Annotated in this window: 14 protein-coding genes; 12 read left to right on the forward strand and 2 right to left on the reverse strand. The window is 71.2% G+C overall.

Going from position 1 to position 22,098, the window contains the following annotated elements:
- The 6 genes from infB to WG209_RS24915 all read left to right on the forward strand — a co-directional run.
- The coding region (gene infB / locus WG209_RS24890) for a translation initiation factor IF-2 (RefSeq protein ID WP_337177818.1) at positions 1-2,146 on the forward strand (2,146 nt) is incomplete at its 5' end.
- A 158-nt stretch (positions 2,147-2,304) separates the two neighbouring features.
- Positions 2,305-2,799: a 30S ribosome-binding factor RbfA gene (gene rbfA / locus WG209_RS24895; RefSeq protein ID WP_337177819.1), complete on the forward strand. Its 495-nt coding sequence runs from the start codon at positions 2,305-2,307 to the stop codon at positions 2,797-2,799.
- 37 nt (positions 2,800-2,836) lie between these two features.
- Entirely contained in the window at positions 2,837-3,622 is a 786-nt protein-coding gene (locus WG209_RS24900) for an endonuclease (RefSeq protein ID WP_337177820.1), read from the forward strand.
- 140 nt (positions 3,623-3,762) lie between these two features.
- Positions 3,763-5,790: an SHD1 domain-containing protein gene (locus tag WG209_RS24905; RefSeq protein WP_337177821.1), complete on the forward strand. Its 2,028-nt coding sequence runs from the start codon at positions 3,763-3,765 to the stop codon at positions 5,788-5,790.
- Between the two features lie 116 nt (positions 5,791-5,906).
- Entirely contained in the window at positions 5,907-8,333 is a 2,427-nt protein-coding gene (locus WG209_RS24910) for a tetratricopeptide repeat protein (protein ID WP_337177822.1), read from the forward strand.
- Between the two features lie 136 nt (positions 8,334-8,469).
- Complete coding sequence (locus WG209_RS24915; RefSeq protein ID WP_337177823.1) at positions 8,470-9,210, forward strand: YebC/PmpR family DNA-binding transcriptional regulator; 741 nt, start codon at positions 8,470-8,472, stop codon at positions 9,208-9,210.
- Between the two features lie 46 nt (positions 9,211-9,256).
- On the opposite strand, the gene WG209_RS24920 is transcribed toward WG209_RS24915, so the two are convergent.
- Together WG209_RS24920 and WG209_RS24925 are read right to left on the reverse strand one after the other, a co-directional pair.
- On the reverse strand, positions 9,257-10,159 hold the full coding sequence (locus tag WG209_RS24920) for an SPFH domain-containing protein (RefSeq protein ID WP_337177824.1): 903 nt from the start codon (positions 10,157-10,159) through the stop codon (positions 9,257-9,259).
- Between the two features lie 147 nt (positions 10,160-10,306).
- The gene (locus tag WG209_RS24925) at positions 10,307-11,050 is read right to left on the reverse strand and encodes a DUF2071 domain-containing protein (RefSeq protein WP_337177825.1); all 744 of its coding nucleotides are present in this window, start codon (positions 11,048-11,050) and stop codon (positions 10,307-10,309) included.
- A 263-nt stretch (positions 11,051-11,313) separates the two neighbouring features.
- On the opposite strand from WG209_RS24925, the gene WG209_RS24930 reads away from it, so the two are divergent.
- The 6 genes from WG209_RS24930 (at position 11,314) to pilM (ending at position 22,017) form a co-directional block, all read left to right on the forward strand.
- A complete protein-coding gene (locus tag WG209_RS24930; RefSeq protein ID WP_337177826.1) occupies positions 11,314-12,930 on the forward strand; it encodes a calcineurin-like phosphoesterase family protein in 1,617 nt (538 codons plus the stop codon).
- Between the two features lie 402 nt (positions 12,931-13,332).
- Positions 13,333-13,572, forward strand: a complete 240-nt coding sequence (locus WG209_RS24935) for a hypothetical protein (protein WP_337177827.1) — start codon at positions 13,333-13,335, stop codon at positions 13,570-13,572.
- A 62-nt stretch (positions 13,573-13,634) separates the two neighbouring features.
- Positions 13,635-14,678 (forward strand): DUF1559 domain-containing protein, encoded by a 1,044-nt coding sequence (locus WG209_RS24940; RefSeq protein WP_337177828.1) that lies wholly within the window; start codon positions 13,635-13,637, stop codon positions 14,676-14,678.
- 159 nt (positions 14,679-14,837) lie between these two features.
- The gene (locus WG209_RS24945) at positions 14,838-15,020 is read left to right on the forward strand and encodes a hypothetical protein (RefSeq protein WP_337177829.1); all 183 of its coding nucleotides are present in this window, start codon (positions 14,838-14,840) and stop codon (positions 15,018-15,020) included.
- Positions 15,021-15,713: 693 nt separating this feature from the next.
- On the forward strand, positions 15,714-19,022 hold the full coding sequence (locus tag WG209_RS24950) for a hypothetical protein (protein WP_337177830.1): 3,309 nt from the start codon (positions 15,714-15,716) through the stop codon (positions 19,020-19,022).
- Positions 19,023-19,533: 511 nt separating this feature from the next.
- Positions 19,534-22,017 carry a type IV pilus assembly protein PilM gene (gene pilM, locus WG209_RS24955; protein ID WP_337177831.1) on the forward strand — a complete coding sequence of 828 codons (2,484 nt, stop codon included), beginning with the start codon at positions 19,534-19,536 and terminating at the stop codon, positions 22,015-22,017.
- The last annotated feature ends 81 nt before the right edge of the window (positions 22,018-22,098 follow it).

Below are 22,098 nucleotides of genomic sequence, written 5' to 3' on the forward strand. Positions count from 1 at the left end.
CACCGCCGTCCCGCGCCCCGCCGGCCCCGGCGCCCTGGCCGGCCGGCCGCCCAGCCGCCCCGGCGCCCCCGCCTCCGGCCCCAGCCGCGGCCCGGTCGCCAGGGGCCCGCTGGCTCCCGGCGGCTTCCCGCCCCCGGTCGCCCCGCCGACCGAGGAGGAGGATGACCGCAAGAAGGGCAAGGGGGTCGGCTCGTCCGCCGACCGCGCCGGCCGTCGCGCCCGGCGCAACGAGCGCGCCGCCGACCGCCGCGTCAGCTCGCCGATGCCCGCCTCCGCGCTGCTCAACGAGGACGACGACGGCCGTCGCGGCCGCGGCGGCCGCCGCGGGCACCACAAGGGGGGCGGGCGCCACTCGTCCACCCTCGCCCCGCGGAAGACGCACGCCGAGGTCGAGGCCCCGATCACCGTCCGGACCCTCTCCGAGGGCCTGGGCGTCAAGGCCAACGACCTGCTCCGCAAGCTGATGACCATGGGCCAGATGGCGACCATCAACGCCAACCTGGACGACGAGCTGGCCGTCATGCTCGCCATGGAATTCGGCATGACGCTGGACGTCATCCACGAGCGCACCGCCGAGGACGACATCCTCGCGGAGTACGAGCGCCAGTCCGACGAGTCGGCCCTCGAGGCCCGCCCGCCGGTCATCACGATCCTGGGCCACGTCGACCACGGCAAGACGTCGCTGCTGGACCGGATCCGCAAGTCCAAGGTGGTCGCCAGCGAGAGCGGCGGCATCACCCAGCACATCGGCGCCTACCAGGTCGAGTACAACGACCGGCCGATCACGTTCGTGGACACGCCGGGCCACGAGGCGTTCACCGCCATGCGGGCCCGCGGCGCCAACGTGACCGACATCGTCGTCCTGGTGGTCGCCGCCGACGACGGCGTCATGCCCCAGACCGTCGAGGCCATCGCGCACGCCAAAGCGGCCGAGGTGCCGATCGTCGTGGCGCTCAACAAGATCGACCTGCCGAACGTCGACACCGCGGCGAACATCAGCAAGATCTACGGCGAGCTGTCCCAGCAGGGGCTCAACCCCGTGGAGTGGGGCGGCGACGTCGAGGTGGTCAAGACGTCGGCCGCCACCGGCGACGGCGTCTCGGACCTGCTGGCGACGCTGGAGACCATCGCCGAGCTGCACGAGCTGAAGGCCGACCCGAACCGTCCGGCCACCGGCACCTGCCTGGAGGCCTCGCTCTCCGAGGGCCGGGGCGTCGTCGCCACCGTCCTGGTGCGCGAGGGGACGCTGAAGGTCGGCGACGTCGTGGTCTGCGGCGACGGCTTCGGCCGCATCCGCGCCCTCTTCGACGACACCGGCCGCTCGGTCGAGCGGGCCGGGCCCTCGACCCCGGTCGAGATCTCCGGCCTCGACGTCGTGCCGGTCGCCGGCGAGAGCTTCGCCGTCACCGACGACGTCGGCCGCGCCCGCGAGGTCGCCGAGGCCCGCCGCGTCCGCACCCGCGGCGCCGCGCAGGCCGACCGCCAGGCCGTCACGCTGGAGAACCTCTACAGCAAGATGGCCGAGCGCAAGGTCAAGTCGCTCAACCTGATCATCAAGGCCGACGTCCAGGGCTCCATCGAGGCCATCGTCAAGGAGCTGGAGAAGCTCGAGAACCCCGAGGTCCCGATCCGGATCCTCCTGCGGGCGGTCGGCGGCATCACGGAGAGCGACATCATCCTCGCGGACGCCTCCCAGGCGATCATCATCGGCTACCGGGTCGCCCCGGAAGACCGGGCGATCACCATGGCGGACGAGAAGGACATCGAGATCCGCCGCTACGACATCATCTACCAGGTGACCGACGACGTGAAGAAGGCCGTCGAGGGCATGCTCGTGCCCGAGATCAAGGAGGTGCACCTCGGCCGCGCCGTCGTCCGCCAGGTCTTCCGGATCTCCAAGGTCGGCGTCGTCGCGGGCTGCTTCGTCACCCAGGGCGTCATCGAGCGCTCGGCGAAGGTCCGGCTCATCCGCGAGGGCCGCGAGATCTACAAGGGCGCCGTCGACGCGCTCAAGCGGTTCAAGGAAGACGTCAAGGAAGTCCCGCAGAACTTCGAGTGCGGCATCAAGATCACCAACTTCGACGACGTGAAGCCCGACGACGTGATCGAGGCCTACCGCGTCGACGTGATCCGCCGCACCCTCTGACGCCAACCCACGCGCGGACCCTCCCCCCACGCGCCTTCGGGCCGCGCCGGCGACCGCCGGGCGGCCCGGTCGGCGCGCGGGGGGCGGGCCGTCGCGACCTTTCCACCCGCGATCGCGCCCGCGATCGCGCGACCCGACCGATCCAGGGACGCCGCCCGATGCCCTCCCACCGAAGCCTCCGCATCGCCGAAGCCATCCGAGAGGTCGTCGCGACGGCCGTCCTGTTCGAGGTCTCCGACCCCCGCGTCCGGGGCGTCACCGTCCTGCGCGTCGAGGTCGCCCCCGACCTACGCAACGCCACCGTCTTCGTCACCGTCATGGGCTCCGCCGGCGATCGCGCCACGGCCATGAAGGGCCTCCGGAGCGCCACCGGCTTCCTCCAGACCAAGGTCGCCGGGCGGCTCCAGCTCCGCTACGCCCCGATCCTCGCGTTCAAGCTCGACGAGGGGGTCAAGAAGTCCGTCGAGATGGGCCGCCTCATCGAGGAGGCCGTCGCCTCCGACCGGCGGACCGCCGACGAGGACGACGCCGAGGCCCCCGCCGTCGAGGGCGAGGAGCCGGACGACGACGAGGACGACGAGGAAGGGCCGGACGACGCCGACGACGACGATCCGGGCGACGACCTCGAGGACGCCCGACCCCAGCCCCGTTAAGGCCCAGACGAAGCGCACCCAACCCCCCGACAGGTTCATGGCGACTCAAAGCAAGACCCAGTATCTCGCCGACCTCCAGGCGTACCTGAAGCGTCGATACAAGACCAAGGCCGCGCCGGCCCCCGCGCGGCTGCCGGTCATCGACGCCGTCGTCTACGGGATCTGCCACGAGGGGACCACCCGCGAGCAGGCCAACCAGGCCCTCTCCCGCTTCAAGGACCAGTTCTCCGACTGGAACGAGGTCCGCGTCAGCCACCTGGGCGAGCTGCAGGAGGCCCTGGCCGACGTGCCCGACCCGGCCGCGCGCGCCCAGCGGATCCGCCGGTTCCTCCGCCAGATGTTCGAGAAGACGTACAGCTTCACCGCGCTCGACGCGCTGGCGAAGAAGCCGCTGAAGGAGGCCCTCAAGGCCTTCCAGGCCTACGAGGCGTTCTCGTCCGACTACGTCACCGCCACCGTCGTCCAGCAGTCCCTCGGCGGCCACGCCATCCCCATCGACGAGGCGACTCGCCTCGCCCTGGAGAAGCTGGGCCTCAAGGAGGACGACGTGCCCACCCTCCGCGGCCTGGTCGAGCGCGCCATCCCCAAGAACCGGGGCGCGGAGTTCCTGGAGCTGCTGGAGGAGCTGGCCCACGACCCGACGGTCGTGGACGACCCCAAGGCCCCGCGCTGGGTCCACCAGGGGAAGCCATCCCGGTCGTCCAAGGACGGGGCGGCGACGGAGTCGGCCCCCGCCAAGGAAGAGAAGCCGGCCGCCAGCAAGGCCGAGCCGGAGCCCGACGCCCCCAAGAAGAAGGGGAAGGGCAAGCCGGACGCGAAGTGACGTGACCGGCCGGCGCCGACGAGCCCGCCCGCACGCTTGATTGCCCACTCTCCCCGACGGTATGCTCGCCGCATCGATGTCTCTCGATCCCGCCTGGGGTCGGGGCGGTGGCGAGGTCCGGTCGTCGGGGGGTCGCGATCATGCGGGCGGTTCTCGATCGCGCGGCCGTGCGCCGCGGGCTGATGTTCGTGGGGCTTGTGCTGGCGCTCGCGGTCTCGGGCCGGGCCGACGAGCCCGAGATGCGGACATGGCAGGACGCCAGCGGTCGATTCAAGATCCAGGCGAAGTTTGTCGCCTTGAACGGGAAGAACGTCGTCCTCCAGAAGGCCGACGGCACCCGGATGCAGGTCGACATCGAGAAGCTCCGGTCGGCCGACAGCCAGTACGTCGAGGCCCAGCGGAAGAAGCTGGCCGAGGAAGACCCCTTCAAGCCCGTCCCGGCCGAGGAAGATCCCTTCAAGCCCGCGCCGGCCGTCGCGACCCCCTCCCCCCGCGCCCGTCCCGGTCGCGTCGGGGCCATGAGGTCGCCGGCCGCCCGACCGGGCGCGTCCGCGACGCCGGACGACCGGCAAGCGACGCCCGGCGTCGCGCCCGAGATCCATCCCGACTGGTCGGCCGCGACCATGGCCGAGATGGCGCCGGACGGCCCGTGGACGCTGGACGTCGGCCCCGCTCCGGCCCCCTCGGACGCCGAGGCCAGGCCCCGGGCGCTGCCGGTCCCTCCCAAGGTCGACTTCTTCGAGAAGACCAAGGGGCTCGTCGTCAACACCCCCGCCACCCACGCGCTGGCGGGCTTCGCGATGGACAACCCCAAGCCGGGGACCACCCGGGTCGTGCTGGGCGACCTCGCGTCCGGGAAGCTGCTGGGCCAGTTCCGGTCGGAAGGGTCGATGGCCCCGCTGGCCCTGTCCGACGCCGGCGACCGAGCCCTGATGCGGACGGACGAGTTCGGCTTCGGCAATTCGTACCGGCTGGAGCTATGGGACATCGGCCCGGATGGGCTGAACAAGGCGTGGAGCCTGGCCCCCTACGGCGACATGGAGGGGGGCGACCGCGACGTGAAATGGGCGCGGTTCCTGGGCCCCGGGCGCTTCGCGACGCTCGGCGGCAAGGGGAAGCTGGTGATCTGGGATCTCGACCCCGTCCAGCCCCGGACGATCCTGTCCGTCGACGAAAATTGCACGCCGGGGCTCTCCCCCGACGGCCGGTTCCTGGCGTTCGTCGACCAGGGGAACGTCGGCGTGCTGGACGTCGAGGGCGGCCGGATCACGGCGCTCCAGGCGATGCCCACGAAGCACGTCCCCTGGCCGTCGCTGGGGTTCAGCCCTTCGGGAAAGCGGCTCGCCTGCGTGAGCGGGAGCAAGCTGCACGCCTGGAGCACCGAAGACGGCTCGGCCCTGCCGGAGATCCTGCTGGCGCCGATCGCCGTCGGCCCCAACGTGCCGACGATCTGGACCGACGAGGAGCACGTCCTGGTCGCCGAGCGTTATCTGGTCGACGTCGCGAGCGAGGTGATCATGTGGCAGTACGACGGGGCCGAGTCGGTCGTCGGCGACCGCGCGGGGCTCTGCTGGTTCCTGCTCGGCATGTCGCCGAATCAGCCCGGGGCCGTGGTGCCGGCCAGGCTGCCGCAGCCGGCCGCGGTCAACGCGCTGAAGCAGGCGCTGGCCAACCCGGAATCCTTCGCCCTCCGCCCCGGCGCGACGGTGACCATCGACGTCAACGGCGTCCCCGACGCATCCGAACGCGACAAGATCGCGCGGGCGTTGACGGATCGGCTCGCCCGGAATCAGGTGAAGGTGGCGCCCGGCTCGCCCCTGGTCCTGGCGGCGACCGTGACGCCGGGCAAGGAGCAGGAGATTTCGTATCGCACGTTCGGCGCGGGCTTCCGCACCGACAACTTCAAGGTCCGCCCCCAGGTCAGCGGGATCAAGCTGACCTTCCAGGGGCAACTCGCGTGGGAGGCGGCGGCCACGACCCTGCCGATGATGGACTTCGCCCACCTCGGCCCCAACGAGACGCTGGCCGACCACGTCAAGAAGTTCGAACGGCCCAACTACGGGTTCTTCGAGGGGGTGGAGATCCCCCGGCGCGTCGCTCGTCCCGGCCCCGGCGGCCCCGTCGTGGCGCTGGGCTCGTCGCAAGTCTCCGCGACCGGCGTCCGCTGAGGGCCGCGCCACCCCGGCCGGACTTGGCAGGCGGGGGAAGGGGCTGATAGGATGAAATGGCCTGTCGGCGGGGACGCGCCGGGCCGGGACGGCATCGAGGACGGGGGGACGCGAACATGGTCGGACCGATCCGATGGGCTGCGACGTGCTGGGCGGCGCTCGCGATGGCCGCCGGCTGGGGAGCGGCGCGGGCGCAGGCCCCGGCCGCCCCAGACCCCAAGGCGGAGGCCGAGGCCCCGGCCGAGCCGAGGCCGGACGTGGCCGAGTTGTTCGACCGCCCCGGCGGCGAGCCGCCCAGGCCCTTCGTCCCCCAGACGCCGCAATCGGTCGAGGACCGCCAGCGGGTGGAGGCCGTGCAGCTCTACGCGGCGGCCCGGGCGCTGGAGAACCGCCGGCAGTTCGCCGCCGCGGCCGAGGCGCTGGAGGAGGCGTACCAGCTCGACCCCGATTCCGTGGCGATCGCGCGGCGGCTGAGCCGGCTGTACGTGGGCCCGCTCGCCCGCCCCGACCAGGCCGTGGAGTTCGGCAAGAAGGCCCTCGCCGCCGACCCGAGCGACACCGACACGCTCGAACGGCTGTTCGAGTTCTACGTCGCCAAGCGTCGCGACCTCCGCGCCGGCGAGGCGCTCCTGAAGGAGGTCCTCGCCAACCCCAAGCTCGACGAGCACGCCCCCGGGCGGCTCGTGGCCTGGTTCGAGCTGGGCCGCCTCTACGCGGGCGAGCTGAACGACCCGGCCCAGGCGGCCGACGCCTTCGCCAAGGTGATGGCCGAGCTGGACGAGAAGGAGTCGAACAAGCTGACCCCGGCCGACATCCAGCGCGTCCTCGGCCCCGAGCCGGCGTCGCGCTACCTGGAGTTCGGCCTGATCTTCCTCGCCGCCGACCGCGACGAGCTGGCGCTCAAGGCGCTGGAGCGGGGCCTGGCCTACGACGAGAACAACCCCCGCATCCCGCTGGTCCTCTCCGAGTCCTACTTGAAGGCCGACCAGGGGGATAAGGCCCTGGCGCTTGTGGAACGCTACCTCAAGCGGCAGCCCCAGGGGATCGAGGCGTACGAGCTGATGTCCCGGGTGCTCAAGGCCCTGGGCCGCGAGGACGAGATCACGCCCCGGCTGGAGGAGGCCGCCCGCCGCGACGCCACGAACGTCCCCCTCCAGTATGTCCTGGCCGACCGCTACCGGGAGACAGGCCAGGTCGACAAGGCCGAGGCCCTGTACAAGGGGCTGCTCGCCAGCCAGCCCACCCCGCAGACCTATCGCGCCCTGGCCGCGTCGCTGGTCAAGCGCAGGAAGGTCCCGGACCTGCTGAAGGTGCTGTGCGAGGCCGTGACCCGGCCGCAGGGGGAGCTGGCCGTCCGCCCGCAGATCCGCGCGGTCGCCGAGGACGACGCCCTGGCCGACGAGCTGCTGGAGGAGGGGCTCAAGCAGCTCACCGCCGAACCCCCCGGGCTCCCCGAGGCCCCCGCGTTCAAGGTGCTGGGCGAGGTCGCCCTCGGCGGCGTCGGCCGCGACGCCCCCCCCGCACGGGTCGAGCGCCTGCTGAAGCTCCAGAAGCTGATGCTCCAGAAGGCCCCCAACCCCCTGCTCTACATCGAGGTCGCCCAGACCCAGCAGCTCGCCAAGCGATACGGCGACGCCGCCCAGACGCTCGCCGACCTGTTCGCCAAGTTCCCCGACGAGCGCAAGCCCCGCTGGCTCTCGTTCCAGGCGAACTTCTACCACCGCGACGGCCAGGACGAGAAGGCGCTGGAGGCCGTCCGCGAGGCCGTCAAGCTCGACCCGGCCGACCCCGACGAGCGCCGCCAGGCGGCCGACGTGCTGGCGGAGCTGGGGCAGGTGGACGAGGCCGTCGCCATCTACCGCAAGCTCATCCAGGACGAGCCCGGCAACCCCCTGTACGAGATGCTCCTGGGCAGCATGCTCTCGCGGCACGACCGCGACGAGGAGGCCATCGCCCTGCTCCGCGACATGCTCAAGCGGCACTCCGGCGGCGGCGACGAGCTGCTCAAGATGATCCACGGCCAGCTCTCCATCGCCTACGTCAACCAGGGCGACTACGCCAAGGGCGAGGCCGAGCTGGAGGCCGCCCTCGAACGCTACCCGGACGACCCCGGCATCAACAACGACCTGGGCTACCTCTACGCCGACCAGGGCAAGAACCTGGAGAAGGCGGAGGCCATGATCCGCAAGGCCCTCAAGGACGACCCGGACAACTACGCCTACCTCGACAGCCTGGGCTGGGTCCTGTTCAAGCAGGGGAAGCTCAAGGAGGCCGTCGAGCCGCTGGAGAAGGCCGTCGAGCTGCACCGCCTGGCCGAGAAGGCCGGCGGCGCCTCCCCCGACGCCACCCTCCCCGACCACCTGGGGGACGTCTACCTCCAGCTCCAGGACGTCGAGAAGGCCCGCTCCTCCTGGCGCGAGGCCGAGGAGGCCGCCGCCCGGAGCAACCCCCCGGACAAGCGGCTGGAGGAGATCCGCAAGAAGCTGGCCTCGCTGGACTCCACCGACAAGGCCCCCCGCGCCTCCACCGGCGAGACGCCCTGACCCCCCCGGCCGCCCCCCCAGACACCAGAACGGGCCGACGCCCCCCCGGCGCCGGCCCGTCGTCGTCCTACCGGATGGCATCTTATCGAATTGAACCGACCGTTCCGAACGACGAGACCAGGAGCCGAGACCCGAGATGGCAGGACACTCCCACTCCGCGAACATCGCGCATCGCAAGGGCATGGTCGACGCCAAGCGCGGGAAGCTCTTCAGCAAGCTCTGCCGCGCGATCTACGTGGCGGCGCGCAACGGCGGCCCCGATCCCACGGCCAACCTCCGCCTTCGCTACGCCATCGACAAGGCCCGCTCGGTCTCCTGCCCCAAGGACAACATCGAGCGCGCCGTCAAGAAGGCCACCGGGGAACTCGGCGGCGAGAACTTCGAGGAGATCGTCTACGAGGGCTACGGCCCCTCCGGCGTCGCCGTCCTCTGCGAGGTGCTGACCGACAACCGCAACCGCACCGCCGGCGAGCTGCGCCGCGCGTTCGTCGCCGCCGGCGGCAACCTCGGCGCGACCGGGTGCGTCAGCTATCTCTTCTCCTACAAGGGCCTCTTCCTCGTCGACCCCAAGCACGTCGACGAAGGCGCCCTGATGGAGGTCGCCCTGGAGGCCGGCGCCGACGACGTCGAGCGGGTCGAGGACTACTACGAGGTCACCTGCGCCCCCCAGCAGTTCGAGGCCGTCCGCAAGGCCCTGGAGGACGCCAGGATCCCCACCGAGAGCGCCGAGACCAGCTACATCCCGTCCAACTACGTCGACCTCGATGTCGACGCCGCCAGGAAGATGCTCAAGCTCCGCGACGTGCTCGACGAGAATGACGACGTCCAGAACGTCTACGCCAACGACAACATCCCCGAGGAAGCCCTCGCCGACTGACCCGACCCCGGCGAGCCGCGGCGCCGGGCGGTCGCGGCCTCCGGGGTCAGCCCTTCCCCGCGTTGACGACGGGCTGGGCGCCCCGGTCGGAGCAGAGGACGACGAGCAGGTTGGCGACCATCGCGGCCTTCTTGTCGTTGTCCAGCTCCACGATGTTATGCGCGCTGAGGTGCTCCAGGGCCATCTCGACCATCCCCACGGCGCCCTCGACGATCTTCTGCCGAGCCGCCACCACGGCCGAGGCCTGCTGGCGCTGGAGCATCGCGTGGGCGATCTCCGGCGCGTAGGCCAGGTGGCTGATCCGCGCCTCCAGCACGTCGACCCCCGCCTGCGCCAGCCGCTCCTGGATCTCGGTCTTCAGGTGCTCGGCGACCTCCGCCGTGTGGCTCCGCAGGCCGACCTCGCCGTCGACGTGCGGGTCGTAGGGATAGTTGAGCGCGAGGTTCCGCAGCGCGGCCTCGCTCTGGACGTGGACGAAGTCGTTGTAGTCGTCGACGTGGAACAGGGCCTCGGCCGTGTCGAAGACACGCCAGACGACCACCGCGGCGATCTCGATCGGGTTGCCGGTCAGGTCGTTGACCTTCAGCCGCTCGCTCTCGAAATTCCGCACCCGCAGCGAGACGCGCCGCTTGGTGTAGAGCGGGTTCGCCCACCGCAGCCCCGGCTCGCGCGCCGTCCCCTTGTAGTCGCCGAAGAGCTGGAACACCTTCGCCTCGTTGGGCCCCACCGTGAACAGCCCGGCCAGGACGGCCATCGCCGCCGCGAGCGCGGGCACCGCCAGCAGGAGCCACGCGGGCCCCTGATCGTTGAAGGCCAGGGCGACGAACACCACCGCCAGGGCCACGGCCCCCGCCGCGTACAGGATGCCCGCCGCCCCCGTTGCCGGGACGATCAGCACCTCGCGCATCTGGATGTTCGGCTTCGGCCGGCTCTCCCAATCAACGTCCATCGTCGAGTCCCTCTTCTGCGAGGGGGCCGTCGCCCCGCCCATGACGCGGATAAGTTGTCCATGACGCGCGTCCTATCTTCGGACGTGTGTTCGCGCGCCGAGCCGGCTTATTGCGGGGGAAGGTCGAGCAATGCCCCGCGCGATCGATCACGTCGCCGGCCGCAACGGATAGACGCGCACGCTCACCCCGCCGGCGTAGTGGGCCAGCGGCGCGACGTCGGGCGGGCGCGGCAGGCCGGCGGCGGCGAGGAGCGATTCCTCCAGCCTGAGCACCCGCGCCGGCTGGAGCGGGTACGGGTCGTGGTGCACCCGGCCGAGTCGTAGCCGGCCGCGATGCGTCGCGTAGAGGATGTAGCGCTCGGCCAGGAAGTGTTCCAGCGTCCCGGGGCGCGAGGCCGTCGGCGTCCCCTCGGGGACGTATGCCAGGTCGCAGCCGGCGGGGGTCGGCCCCGGCCAGAGGCGCTCGGAGCGGTAGGCGATCCCTCCGGCCGACCGATCGAGGGTTATCCGCGCGTAGTGGTACGGCAGGCCCCAGAACCGCCGCGCCGCCCGCACGGCCAGCGCGTTCGCGGCGTCCAGGCTGAAGAACCAGACGCCCGGGTCGCGGCCCCGATGATGGACGTAGGTCCTCACGTTCGCCTCGTGGAACCGCGACGCGCCCGGCACCGCGGGCGCCCAGGCGAAGCGGACGCCGCTCATCGTGAACGGGACCAGGCCGACATATGCCACGCCGTCGAAGGTGTCGATGTCGAGCGGCTCGGGGACCAGCGGCCGGATCGCCTCGACCGCCACGGGCCAGTGAAGGAACAGAAGCTCCGACCACCGCTGGCGCATGGCGACCCGGCCGGCGGGGCGGAGCGTGGGGGCGATGCGGTCGATCTCGCGCGTCATGGCTTCGGCTCCCGGCGTGACGACGCGATCATAGGGCGCCGGCCGCCACGGCTCCAGCAAGGGGCGCGAATCGACCGTCTCGGGCCGCTCGGCGGCGATTTCGGCGCTTGGAATATGGCCGACGCCCGCGCCGAAAATCGGGGGCGCCCCTTTTGAAAACTGGCGCGTCGATGTCTCCATTAGTTGATGACACGGCCCGCGCGACTTGATATAGATGGACGCTCCGTGCCCGGGATTCGATCAGGCCCTGGAGAACGCAAGTTATGCTCATGCGACCGTTCGCCGCGACCGCCGCGGCCCTCGCCTCCTGCTCGCTCGCCTTCGCCTGGCAGGCGCCCGCCGCGCCCGCCGAACCCGCGGCGCAAGCCGCGTCGGGCTACGTCTTCGAAGACAAGGACGGCGACGGCCGTCGCGGCGAGGGGGAGCCGGGGATCGCCGGCGTCCGCGTCTCCAACGGCCGCGAGGTCGTCCTGACGGATGAGGCCGGGCGGTACTCGCTCCCGGTCGACGACGACACCATCCTGTTCGTCGTCAAGCCCCGCCACTGGATGACCCCCGTCGACGCCGAGAACCTGCCGAGGTTCTACTACATCCACAAGCCGGGCGGGTCGCCGAAGACCCACTTCCCCGGCGTCGCCCCCACCGGACCCCTGCCCGAGTCGGTCGACTTCCCGCTCGTCCGCCGCGAGGAGCCGGATTCCTTCAAGCTCCTCCTGTTCGGCGACACCCAGCCCCGGAACGTCAAGGAGGTCGACTACATCACCCGCGACGTGATCGAGCCGCTGATCCTCCAGGGGAACCACGGCGCGGTGCTGGGGATGACCCTCGGCGACGTCGTGTTCGACGACCTGTCGGTCTACCCGCCGCTCAAGCAGGCGGTCTCCCTCCTGGGCCTCCCCTGGTACAACGTCCTGGGGAATCACGACATGAACTACGACGCGGCCGACGACCGCTATTCGGACGAGACCTGGGAGCACTACTTCGGCCCCTCGTATTACTCGTTCGACCACGGCCCGGTCCACTTCATCGTCCTCGACGACGTCGTCTGGGTCGCCCCCGACCCGGCCGTGAAGGGCTCGAAGGGGCGCTACCACGGCGGCCTCGGCGAGAAGCAGTTGGAGTTCATCCGCAACGACCTGGCGAACACCCCGAAGGACCAGCTCGTCGTCCTGGCGATGCACATCCCGATCGACGCCATCGAGGACCGCGCCGAGCTGTTCAAGATGCTGGCCGAGCGCCCCAACACGCTGTCGCTCTCGGCCCACCTGCACCGGCAGGACCAGCGGTTCCTCGGCCCCGAGGACGGCTTCCCGGCCGACAACCCGCACCATCACCTGGTCCACGCCACCGTCTGCGGGTCGTGGTGGGCCGGCGCGCCGGACGAGAACGGCATCCCCAACGCCACCATGTCCGACGGCGCGCCCAACGGCTACTCGATCGTCACCTTCGACGGGCCCCGGTACGTCATCGACTTCCACGCCGCGCGCCGGCCGTCGGAGCATCAGATGAACATCCACGCCCCCGACGAGGTCGCCGCCGCCGACGCCGCCGCGACCGACGTCCACGTCAACGTCTTCGCCGGCAACGAGAAGTCGACCGTCGAGATCCGCCTGGGCGACTCCGGGCCGTGGCGGACGATGGAGCGGGTCCGGGCGGAGGACCCGTTCTACCTCGCCATGAAGGAGCTGGAGAAGGCCCCCGCCCCGCCGCCGGGCCGCAAGCTCCCCGCCCCCGCCAAGTCCACCCACATCTGGAAGGCGAAGCTGGGCGGCGACGGCGCCTCACTCGAGCCGGGGACGCGGCTGATCCACGTCCGCGCCACCGACATGTACGGCCGGACCTTCGAGGACCGTCGCGCCGTCCGCGTCCTCGCCGACTGACGCGCCCCTCGCCCCCGACGAAAACCCCCGCGAGCCCGGCCGCCTCCCCCAGGCGTCCGGGCTCGCCTCGTCTCGCCCCCGCGCGGGCCGACGGATGGGCCGCATCGGGAGATCTGTCGGGGATGACTGTACACTGGCGCACTTGCCAGAATAGAAATGTTGGAGATTCAGGGATTGGGCGATTGATGCCGATAACCCCCGTGCTATAGTGACGCCGTCCAATAAGTGACCGACGGGGCGGGCGGCGATCACCCGCGTTGCACGGCGGCCGAGTGCGATACGGCCTCCGAATGATTGCGTTCTCATCTCCGCGAGGGAAGATCGGCCTTCCGCCGATCGGCGAGCCCTCGCGCGCCGTCGACCCGTCTCCACGCGACACGTCCGATTCGCAGGGAGTTGCCCATGATGACCCACGCCCGCTTTCCGAACGCTCGGGGGATCGTCTGGATCTTCACGGCGGCCGTCGCCCTGGCCTTCGCCGGCTGCGGCGAGTCCCAGGAGGGGATGACGACCTCGTCCGAGGAGCACCAGCAGGCCACGAACCAGATGGCCGAGTTCATGAAGAACAAGAGCAAGAAGAAGGGGGGATCGGCCGCCGCGCCCACCCCGCCGCCCGCTCCCGCTCCCGAGTCCGCCGACTGATCCCACCCCGACCCCGGGGCATCACATCCATCAGTCATCGACCTTCCCGAGGAGTCGTACCCATGCATCGACGTCCGCGCGCGGGCTTCACGCTCATCGAATTGCTCGTCGTCATCGCGATCATCGCGGTGCTGATCGCCCTGCTCCTGCCGGCCGTCCAGGCGGCGCGCGAGGCCGCCCGGCGCTCGCAGTGCGTCAACAACCTGAAGCAGATCGGGCTGGCGATGCACAACTACCATTCGACGCACTCCACCTTCCCGCCGGGCTCCACGCAGGCGCCGTACGCCCCCCCCAACATCGACACCGGCGTCCCGGCCTGGGACTCCTGGAGCGCGCACGCCCTGCTCCTGGGCTACCTGGAGCAGCAGCCGCTGTACAACGCGGCCAACTTCAACTACGCCCCGGCCTGGGGCGGCCAGCCGGGCTATTACATCAATAGCACGGTGTATGAGAGCCGGATCGCCGGCTTCCTCTGCCCGTCCGACGGCAACGCCGGCAAGACGAACATCAACAGCTATCACTCCAGCGTCGGCACCTCGACCTACAATTGCTGCCAGGCCGCGGCCGCCAACACCACCGGCGTCTTCGGCTACAACCGCGGCTCGACCACCGCCGACATCATCGACGGCACCTCCAACACCCTCGCCTTCTCCGAGGCGCTGGTCGGCAACCGCTTCGGCGGCCCCCTCCCGGGCAACTCCACGGGCAACGTCTCCAGCGCCGGCGCCGCCAATCAGGTCGACGTCGGCCGTCTGGCCAACGCCATCCAGCTCCTGAAGAGCGACGACGCCACCTGCCAGGCGGCGTTCCAGACCAACGGCGGCACCGGCCGCGGCAACCACTGGGCCGCCGGCGCCATGGGATACTCGATGTTCAACACCGTCTATCCCCCCGGCGCCACCAAGTGGAGCGCCTGCCGCATGGACTGCTGCGCCCAGGCCGAGCACGCCCACTACCAGAACGCCAACAGCAACCATTCCGGCGGCGTGAACGCCCTGTTCGGCGACGGCAGCGTGAAGTTCATCAAGAACTCCATCAACTGGCAGACCTGGTGGGCCATCGGCACCACCTCGCTCGGCGAGGTCGTGGGCAGCGACTCCTATTGATCGCCCCGACGGACGCCATCCCTCCGGCCCTACCCCGAGGCCCCGGCGCGACCCCCGCGCCGGGGCCTTGCGCTTTCCCGCCGCCGTCGCGGCGCCGAGGGGTCCGGGAATTGCTTGGCCAAGGGGAGTTGAACCTCTCACCCCATCGGAGCCCCGGCCATGCCCGAAGACCCGAAGAAGCCCGACCAGTTCGAAGGCGGCGGCGACGCCAACCGCGACGGCGGCGCGACCACCGACCGCGGCCGTCGCGACGCCGGCCAGCCCGGCCCCGACCCCGACGCCGTGAAGCGAGAACGCGAATCCGGCCGCTCGCCCGGCCCCGAGGACAGGAAATCCGGCTGACCCGGCGATTTCCCTGAAATCCCGCCCCCCCTCCCGCGGATCATCCGTTCGAAGGGATGGATCGTCCGTCCCGACGTTCCGATCCGAGGCGAGCCGATCCGGGGGGGCCATGCGAGACGCGACGACGAGCCGGGACGCCGCGCGGACCGAGCGGCGCGTCCGCGTGGCATGCCCGGCGAGCGTGAAACGCGTGTCCCCTCTCCCGCCGGGAGAGGGTGGCCCGGAGGGCCGGGTGAGGGCCTTCGGATTTCGGAGATCGCGACGGCTCAAGGTTCGCGCGGCCGGTGCTCTCTCCGAAGCGCCCAGGCCCTCGCCCGCCGCCGCGCGGCCACCTTCTCCCAGGGGGAGAGGGGACATGATCGGGCCGCGGGCCCTCTTCATGATTATGAAGTGGGCGTCCGCGCGGCCCGCGCTATCTCCGCGCCCCGAATCGTGGAGCCGGCGCCGACCCGCCCCGCGCGCCGTCGCCACTCCTCGCCGCGTCGGGTTCTCGCATCGTTTTCGACGAACGAAGCCAAGCTTGTTCGTCGATACATGATTGTCGCGCATGGATTTGCGGCGATCGCGGTCCCGGGCGCGCCGACGAACGAAGCCAACTCGGGATTGACCTTCTCGGTTTCGCGGGGGGCGGGTAGCATCCGCGATTCGGAGGATCCGGCGAGGATGGTCCGAGTACACGGAGGTCTCGGCCCGATGGGAAGCGGACGATCGCGCATGGGGTGGCGGCTGGTCCTGGGCGCGGCCCTGGCCGCGTCGGCCTGGTCGACGGCGGGGGCCCAGCAGGCCGCCATCGAGGAGGGCCGGATCGAGGCGCCGAGGGCCGGGGCCGAGACGGCCTCGCTGCGCGACGGGTTCGAATCCCCGGGCGTCGCCTGGCGTCGCGAGCACACCGACGCCGCCGTCAACCTGCTGGCGCACGACCGATCCGATCGCGCCGCCTACGAGGGGACGCTCTCCGAGCGCTTCCTCTTCGAGTCCGAGCCCGGCAGCGCCTTCTTCGTCAGCTATCCGGTCCCCGACGTCCCGGTGACCGACGCGCTGAACGTCTCGCTCCAGGTCCGGGCCAACCGCGCCGGTATACGGCTGTTCGTCCGGGTCGTGCTCCCGAAGGACGTGGACCCGGAGACCCGCGCGCCGTCGTTCCTGCTGGTTCCGGGGACCATCTTCGACCGGGTCGACCGCTGGCAGCGGCTCGAGGTGATCCACCTGCCGCCGTCGCTGGAGGAGCAGGCGCGGGTCCTGCGCGTCTCGTCCCGTCGGCCCGTCAGCCTGGAAGGCGCCTACGTGGACAGCGTGGTGGTCAACCTGATGGGGGGACAGGGGGGCTCCGAGGTCTTCCTCGACGACCTGACCCTGACCCCCGTCCCGCCCGAGGTCGCCGCCGCCTGGTCGCCCCCCGGCGCGGGGCCCGCCGAGATCGACCTCGCGGACGAGGCCGACGCCGACGCCCCGCCGGTCCCCGAGGCCAACCCCATCGCCGCCCCGCCGGCCGTCGCCGACGCCCCGGGCGCCAAGTTCGAGGGGATCCGCCTGGACCGCAACCAGCTCACCCGCATGGGCGAGGACCGTCGCCGGCACTTCTGGGTCCCCACCGCGATCGAGGCCCCGGGCGCCGACGTCACGGAGCTTCGCCGGTACGGCTTCGACATGCTCGTCGACGAGCACGACGCCGACCGCGATCGGCTCCAGGAGGCCGTCGACCGCGGCTTCTGGCTGATCCCCCGGCTCTCTTCCGACGAGGGGGGCGAGGGGGCCGACGGCCGGCTGGCTCAGGTCCGCGACTTCCCGTTCGCCTCCTCCACCGCCTTCTGGATGATCGGCCGCGACCTGGGCCGCAACCGCGAGATGAAGATCCGCGACGCCGAGCTGGCGCGCTCGCGCGACCTGATCCGGGCCATCCACGGCATGGGCCCCGACGCCTCGCGGCTGGTCATGGGCGAGGTCCGGGGCGACCTGCCGCTCTACGCCCGGTCGCCGATGAACCTGGACGCCATCGCGGTCGCCACGAACCACTGGGCCGCCTCGCAGGATCCGAAGGAGTTCCACCGCTTCCTCGCCCAGCGCCGCGACCTGACCATGCGGGCGAACATCGGCCAGAACTTCTGGGCGACGATCCCGGCCGCCTCCCCCCCGACGTTGCGGACGGCCATCTGGGGCGACGCCCCGCCGCCGTCGTGGGGAGTGCCGCGCCCCCTGCCGGAGCACCTGCGCACCATGGCGTACATGGCGCTCGCCGCCGGCTATCGCGGGCTGATCTTCCAGGGGGACGCCGACCTCACCCGCCCCGCCGGCCGGACGCTGCTCATCGAGGCCGCGCTCCTGAACATGGAGATCGACTTGGTCGAGGGGCTGCTCGCGCAGGGGGAAGGCCCGATCGCGATGTTCCCCGTCTTCGACCCCTGGCCGTCGGAACTCCCGCCGCCGGGCTCGATGCCGTCGACGAAGGTGCGGCTCGTCCCCGAGTACAAGCCGAAGCCCGCCTACGAGGCGGCGGCGATCAAGGTGCAGGGCCGCGGCACGCTCCTGCTCCTGTCGGACTACTCCGCCTCCACCCAGTACCAGCCCAACCAGATGGCGGCCCGCGACCTGGTGATCCAGTCGACGCTCACCCAGGGGGTGGAGGCGTTCGAGATCAGCCCCGGCGGCGTGGAGGTCTTGGAGCATCGTCGGGTGCCGGGGGGGACGTTCATCAACGTCGCCGAGTTCGACACCACCGCGATGATCCTGTGCACGTCCGACATGGCCCTGAAGGACCGCGTCGAGTCGGCCATCCTCCGCGCCCGGCCGACGGCCGTGCAGCTCGCCATCGAGCAGGCCGAGGCGATGATCCGCCAGGTCGCCGAGATCAACGGCCGGCTCGCCGCCGAGGGCATCACCGTCATCCGCGAGGAGGACGTGGAACAGCGCCGGGCGCTGGGCCTCACCAAGCCGTTCAACGACGCCGTCGAGCTGCTCGCCCAGGCCGAGGCGAGCGTGAAGTCGGCCCGCGACGCCCGCGACCGGGAGGACTTCGCGCTGGCCTGGAAGGAGGCCCGGCGCGCCCAGAGGCCGCTGCGGATCCTCGCCTTCAACCACTGGGCGAACGGCTACAGGGCCATCGCCCGCGCGACGGTCGCCCACTTCGACCCCGCCGGCGCCGACCTCAAGCCCGGCGAGCGCCGCCCGGAAGACGCCCCCGCGGTCCCCGGCGTCCTGCTCAGGCCCACGAGCTGCCCGCCGCTGGTCTCCTACGCCACCCTCCCGGAGCTGTACGTCTGGCTCGACTGGATTCGCGGCTCCACCGGCTACCGGTTCGGCCCGAACCGCGTCCCCTCCGGCGACTTCGACGACGCGGAGGCCATGAAGGAGGACGGCTGGATGGACATGAGCTACCAGGCCGACCGCGTCGAGCCCAGGATGGCCGTCGTCCCCCCCGACCACAAGGTCCCCTCCAGCCTTCAGGGGAACCGCGCGATCCGCCTGAACGCCACCCCGGTCGACCCCAAGGAGCTGGAGACCACCCTCCCGCCGTTCGTCGACCACCCGCTGGTCGCCGTCCGGTCCCCGGCCGTGAAGGTCCGGGCCAACAACCTCGTGCGGGTCTCCGTCGTCGTCCGCCGGCCGATCACCTCGGCCCCCGGCGCGGGGGGGATCGTGGTGCGAGACTCGATCGGCGGCGAGCAGCTCCAGTTCCGCTCGACCGACCTCATCAACAACTGGTCGCGCGTGGTCCTCTACCGCAAGGCCCCCGTCGACCTGGACTTCACCGTCACCCTTGGCCTGGCCGGCTACGGCGAGGCCTGGTTCGACGACTTCCGGGTCGAGCTGGTCGAGGGGGACACCGTCGAGTCGCCCGGCGACGACGATCTCGAAGCCGAGCCCGAGGCCGCGGCCGAGAACATCGCCCGCGAGGAACTCCCGCCGCCGGCCGAGCCGGAGGACGCCCCGGGCGAGTCCGTCGTCCCCCGCCTCCCCGCCGCCACCGCCGAGGCGCCCTCGCGCCGGCCCACGCCCCCCCGCTGAGGCCGGCCCCGGGCCCCGTCGATCGATGGATTCCATCGATCATCGATCCGTGCCATGCGAACGCCCCCGGGCGCGGATCCGCCGAATCTCCCGAACAAACCGGGCCGCCGCGACGTGGAAAGGGGGCCGTCGCGCCTCCCCGCCCCTATCACGTCGCACGATGGGGGGGCCGCCGCGTCGTTGACAGCGGGCCGCGGAGATGATGCACTGGCGGTCCCGCGCGCCCGAAGCCGGGGCGACGCCCCGGCGTTGTGCTAGACTACGGGCGTGCGCGGGGCGCCGGAATCGCGCCGAGGGCGTCGGAACTTTTCGCCGCCGCGCCGCATCGAAGGAGATAGGGACGAGGGCGGCCCCGGGATCGGCCCCATTCGCCCACGTCCGCCGCGCCGATCCCGGATCCATCGAACCGATACCAAGACCCGATTGCACGATACGGCGGACGACAGGGCCCGACCGCGGCGGGGCCTCCCGCCCGCTCGACGCGAGTCACCCGCGGAGGAGTCCAACCTCAATGGCGAAGATCCAGTCCGTCTGGGCGATCGACATCGGCCAGGCCGCGCTGAAGGCGCTCAAGCTGGCACCCGGGGGGGACGCCGAGCACGTCGTGGCCGAGGCGTTCGACTTCATCGAGTATCCCAAGCTGCTCAGCCAGCCGGACGCCGAGCCCGAGGAGCTGGTGCGCGAGGCGCTGGCCACGTTCACCGACCGCAACGACCTGAAGGGCTGCCGCGTCGCCATCGGCGTCCCCGGCCAGGCCGGCCTCGTCAAGTTCATCAAGCTGCCGCCGGTCGAGAAGAAGCGGATCCCGGACATCGTCAAGTTCGAGGCCAAGCAGCAGATCCCCTTCGCGCTGGAGGAGGTCGTCTGGGACTACCAGCAGATCGGCGACGACGAGGAGGAGGGGGGCGACGACGACTTCACGATGGCCGAGGTCGGCCTCTTCGCCATGAAGCGGGACCAGATCGCCCGCGCCATCCTGCCGCTGACCGTCGCCGGCATCGAGGTCGACGTCGTCCAGATGGCCCCGATCGCCCTGTTCAACTACGTCACCTATGACCAGATCAAGGGGAGCGGGTCGAAGGACTCGGTCGTCGTCCTGGACATCGGGGCCGACAACACCGACCTGATCATCACCGACGGCGTGCGGATCTGGCAGCGGAACGTCCCGATCGGCGGCAACCACTTCACCCGGGCGCTGACCAAGGAGCTGAAGCTCACCTTCGCCAAGGCCGAGCACCTGAAGCGCAACGCCACCAAGGCCCCCGACCCGCGGGCGATCTTCACCGCCATGCGCGGGGTCTTCAACGACTTCGCCAGCGAGATCAACCGCTCCATCGGCTTCTATTCGAGCATCAACCGGACGGCCAAGATCCGCAAGGTGGTCGGCCTGGGGAACGGCTTCAAGCTGCCGGGGCTCCAGAAGTTCCTCCAGCAGAACCTCAGCCAGGAGGTCGAGCGGGTCGACGCCTTCGCGCGGCTGGAGGGGGAGGAGGTGACCGCCGCCCCCCAGTTCCAGGACAACATCTCGTCGTTCGCCGTCGCCTACGGGCTCGCCCTCCAGGGGGCGGGCCGGGCGGCCCTGCGGACGAACCTGCTGCCGCCGGAGATCGAGCGCGTCCGGCTGATCCGCGCCAAGAAGCCGTGGGCCCTGGCCGCCTCGGCCCTGATCATGCTCGGCCTCGGCTCGCTGTTCGTCCTGGGGGACTACCGGGCGCTGGCGCGGGTCTCCACGCCGCAGTTCAAGGCGGCCGTCGACCAGGCCACCGGCGTCTCCAAGAACGGCGCCCAGATCAAGAGCGGCCTGGACGCCGCCAAGTCGGAGTGGACGTCGAAGTTCGAGGAGGGCAAGGCGCTGATCATCGACCCGTCCCAGAAGGGGATGTGGCCGGCGTTCCTCAAGACCATCAGCAACTACCTCCCCAACCCGGTCGTCGACTACGGCCTCGCGCCGGACGACCCCAAGAACGAGTACCTGATCGAGAAGCTGCGGGTCCACGTCGACAAGATCATGCCGGTCTGGCGCGAGGACGTCGCCGCCGAGTGGTTCGACGAGGAGATCAAGCCCGTCTACAAGCAGCTCATGCACCCCTACGACGCCGCCAACCCCCCCGAGGGGGCGGGCTGGATCGTCCAGATCGTCGGCCACCACTACAACCCGTACCCGAACGCCGAGCAGCTCCGGCTGCCGGTCGACGACCCCAGGCGCGTCGACTTCGGGCCCCTGGAGTTCCTGGTGCGCAAGGTCCTGCGCAACCTCAACTCCCCGTCGCTGCGGCTCTACGGCGTCACCCACGTCGCCCTGACCTGGCACCACGCCGACAAGGAGTGGACCAGCGAGAAGGGGAGCGCCAACAACAACCTCGCCAGCCGCACCGTCCCGCTGCTCGACCGCGCCGCCCCGCCCGAGGACACGGAGGGGGGCATGATGGGCGGCATGGAGGGCATGATGGCCTCCTACATGGGCAGCGGCCCGATGGGCAAGATGGGCGGCATGATGGGGAGCGGCGGCATGCCCGGCGCCATGGGCATGGGCATGGAAGGCATGATGGCCCAGTACTCCGGCATGCGGGGTATGCGGGGCATGGGCGCGATGGGCAAGGATTCCGAGAAGGACATCCGCAAGCTCACCCGCACCGACTTCCTCATCCAGTTCGTCTGGATCCCCCCCGAGCCGAGCGACGAGGACAAGGCGAAGACCCCCGAGGAGCTGCTGGAGGCCCGCAGGGCCCAGCTCGTGGAGATCACCTCGAAGATGCAGGAGGTGGAGAAGTCCAAGGCCGGCTCCATGACCATCCCGAACGAGGCGGAGCTGGAGAAGGCCTCGATCGAGCAATCCGAGGCGATCGACAGCGCCATCAACAAGGCGCTCAGCGGTCAGCCGGCGGACGCCCCCGCGGGCGGGACCGCCCCGGCCGCGGGCACTCCCCCGGCCACGGGAACTCCCCCGGCCGCCGGGGCCCCGGCGCAGCCGCCGGCCGACGCCACCGCGCCCTGATCCCTCGCGAACCCGCCGGCCGGGACTCCCCGGCCGGCGCCCAGGATCGACATCTCCACCGCATCTCGCGCACGAGGCACC

The organism is Paludisphaera sp., from assembly GCF_037189885.1.
GTDB lineage: Bacteria > Planctomycetota > Planctomycetia > Isosphaerales > Isosphaeraceae > Paludisphaera.

Excerpts from the sequence above, each read along its gene's own strand:
- rbfA (WP_337177819.1), top strand. The coding sequence starts at position 2,305 with ATGCCCTCCCACCGAAGCCTCCGCATCGCCGAAGCCATCCGAGAGGTC.
- WG209_RS24900 (WP_337177820.1), top strand. The coding sequence starts at position 2,837 with ATGGCGACTCAAAGCAAGACCCAGTATCTCGCCGACCTCCAGGCGTAC.
- WG209_RS24905 (WP_337177821.1), top strand. The coding sequence starts at position 3,763 with ATGCGGGCGGTTCTCGATCGCGCGGCCGTGCGCCGCGGGCTGATGTTC.
- WG209_RS24910 (WP_337177822.1), top strand. The coding sequence starts at position 5,907 with ATGGTCGGACCGATCCGATGGGCTGCGACGTGCTGGGCGGCGCTCGCG.
- WG209_RS24915 (WP_337177823.1), top strand. The coding sequence starts at position 8,470 with ATGGCAGGACACTCCCACTCCGCGAACATCGCGCATCGCAAGGGCATG.
- WG209_RS24920 (WP_337177824.1), bottom strand. The coding sequence starts at position 10,159 with ATGGACGTTGATTGGGAGAGCCGGCCGAAGCCGAACATCCAGATGCGC.
- WG209_RS24925 (WP_337177825.1), bottom strand. The coding sequence starts at position 11,050 with ATGACGCGCGAGATCGACCGCATCGCCCCCACGCTCCGCCCCGCCGGC.
- WG209_RS24930 (WP_337177826.1), top strand. The coding sequence starts at position 11,314 with ATGCTCATGCGACCGTTCGCCGCGACCGCCGCGGCCCTCGCCTCCTGC.
- WG209_RS24935 (WP_337177827.1), top strand. The coding sequence starts at position 13,333 with ATGATGACCCACGCCCGCTTTCCGAACGCTCGGGGGATCGTCTGGATC.
- WG209_RS24940 (WP_337177828.1), top strand. The coding sequence starts at position 13,635 with ATGCATCGACGTCCGCGCGCGGGCTTCACGCTCATCGAATTGCTCGTC.
- WG209_RS24945 (WP_337177829.1), top strand. The coding sequence starts at position 14,838 with ATGCCCGAAGACCCGAAGAAGCCCGACCAGTTCGAAGGCGGCGGCGAC.
- WG209_RS24950 (WP_337177830.1), top strand. The coding sequence starts at position 15,714 with ATGGGAAGCGGACGATCGCGCATGGGGTGGCGGCTGGTCCTGGGCGCG.
- pilM (WP_337177831.1), top strand. The coding sequence starts at position 19,534 with ATGGCGAAGATCCAGTCCGTCTGGGCGATCGACATCGGCCAGGCCGCG.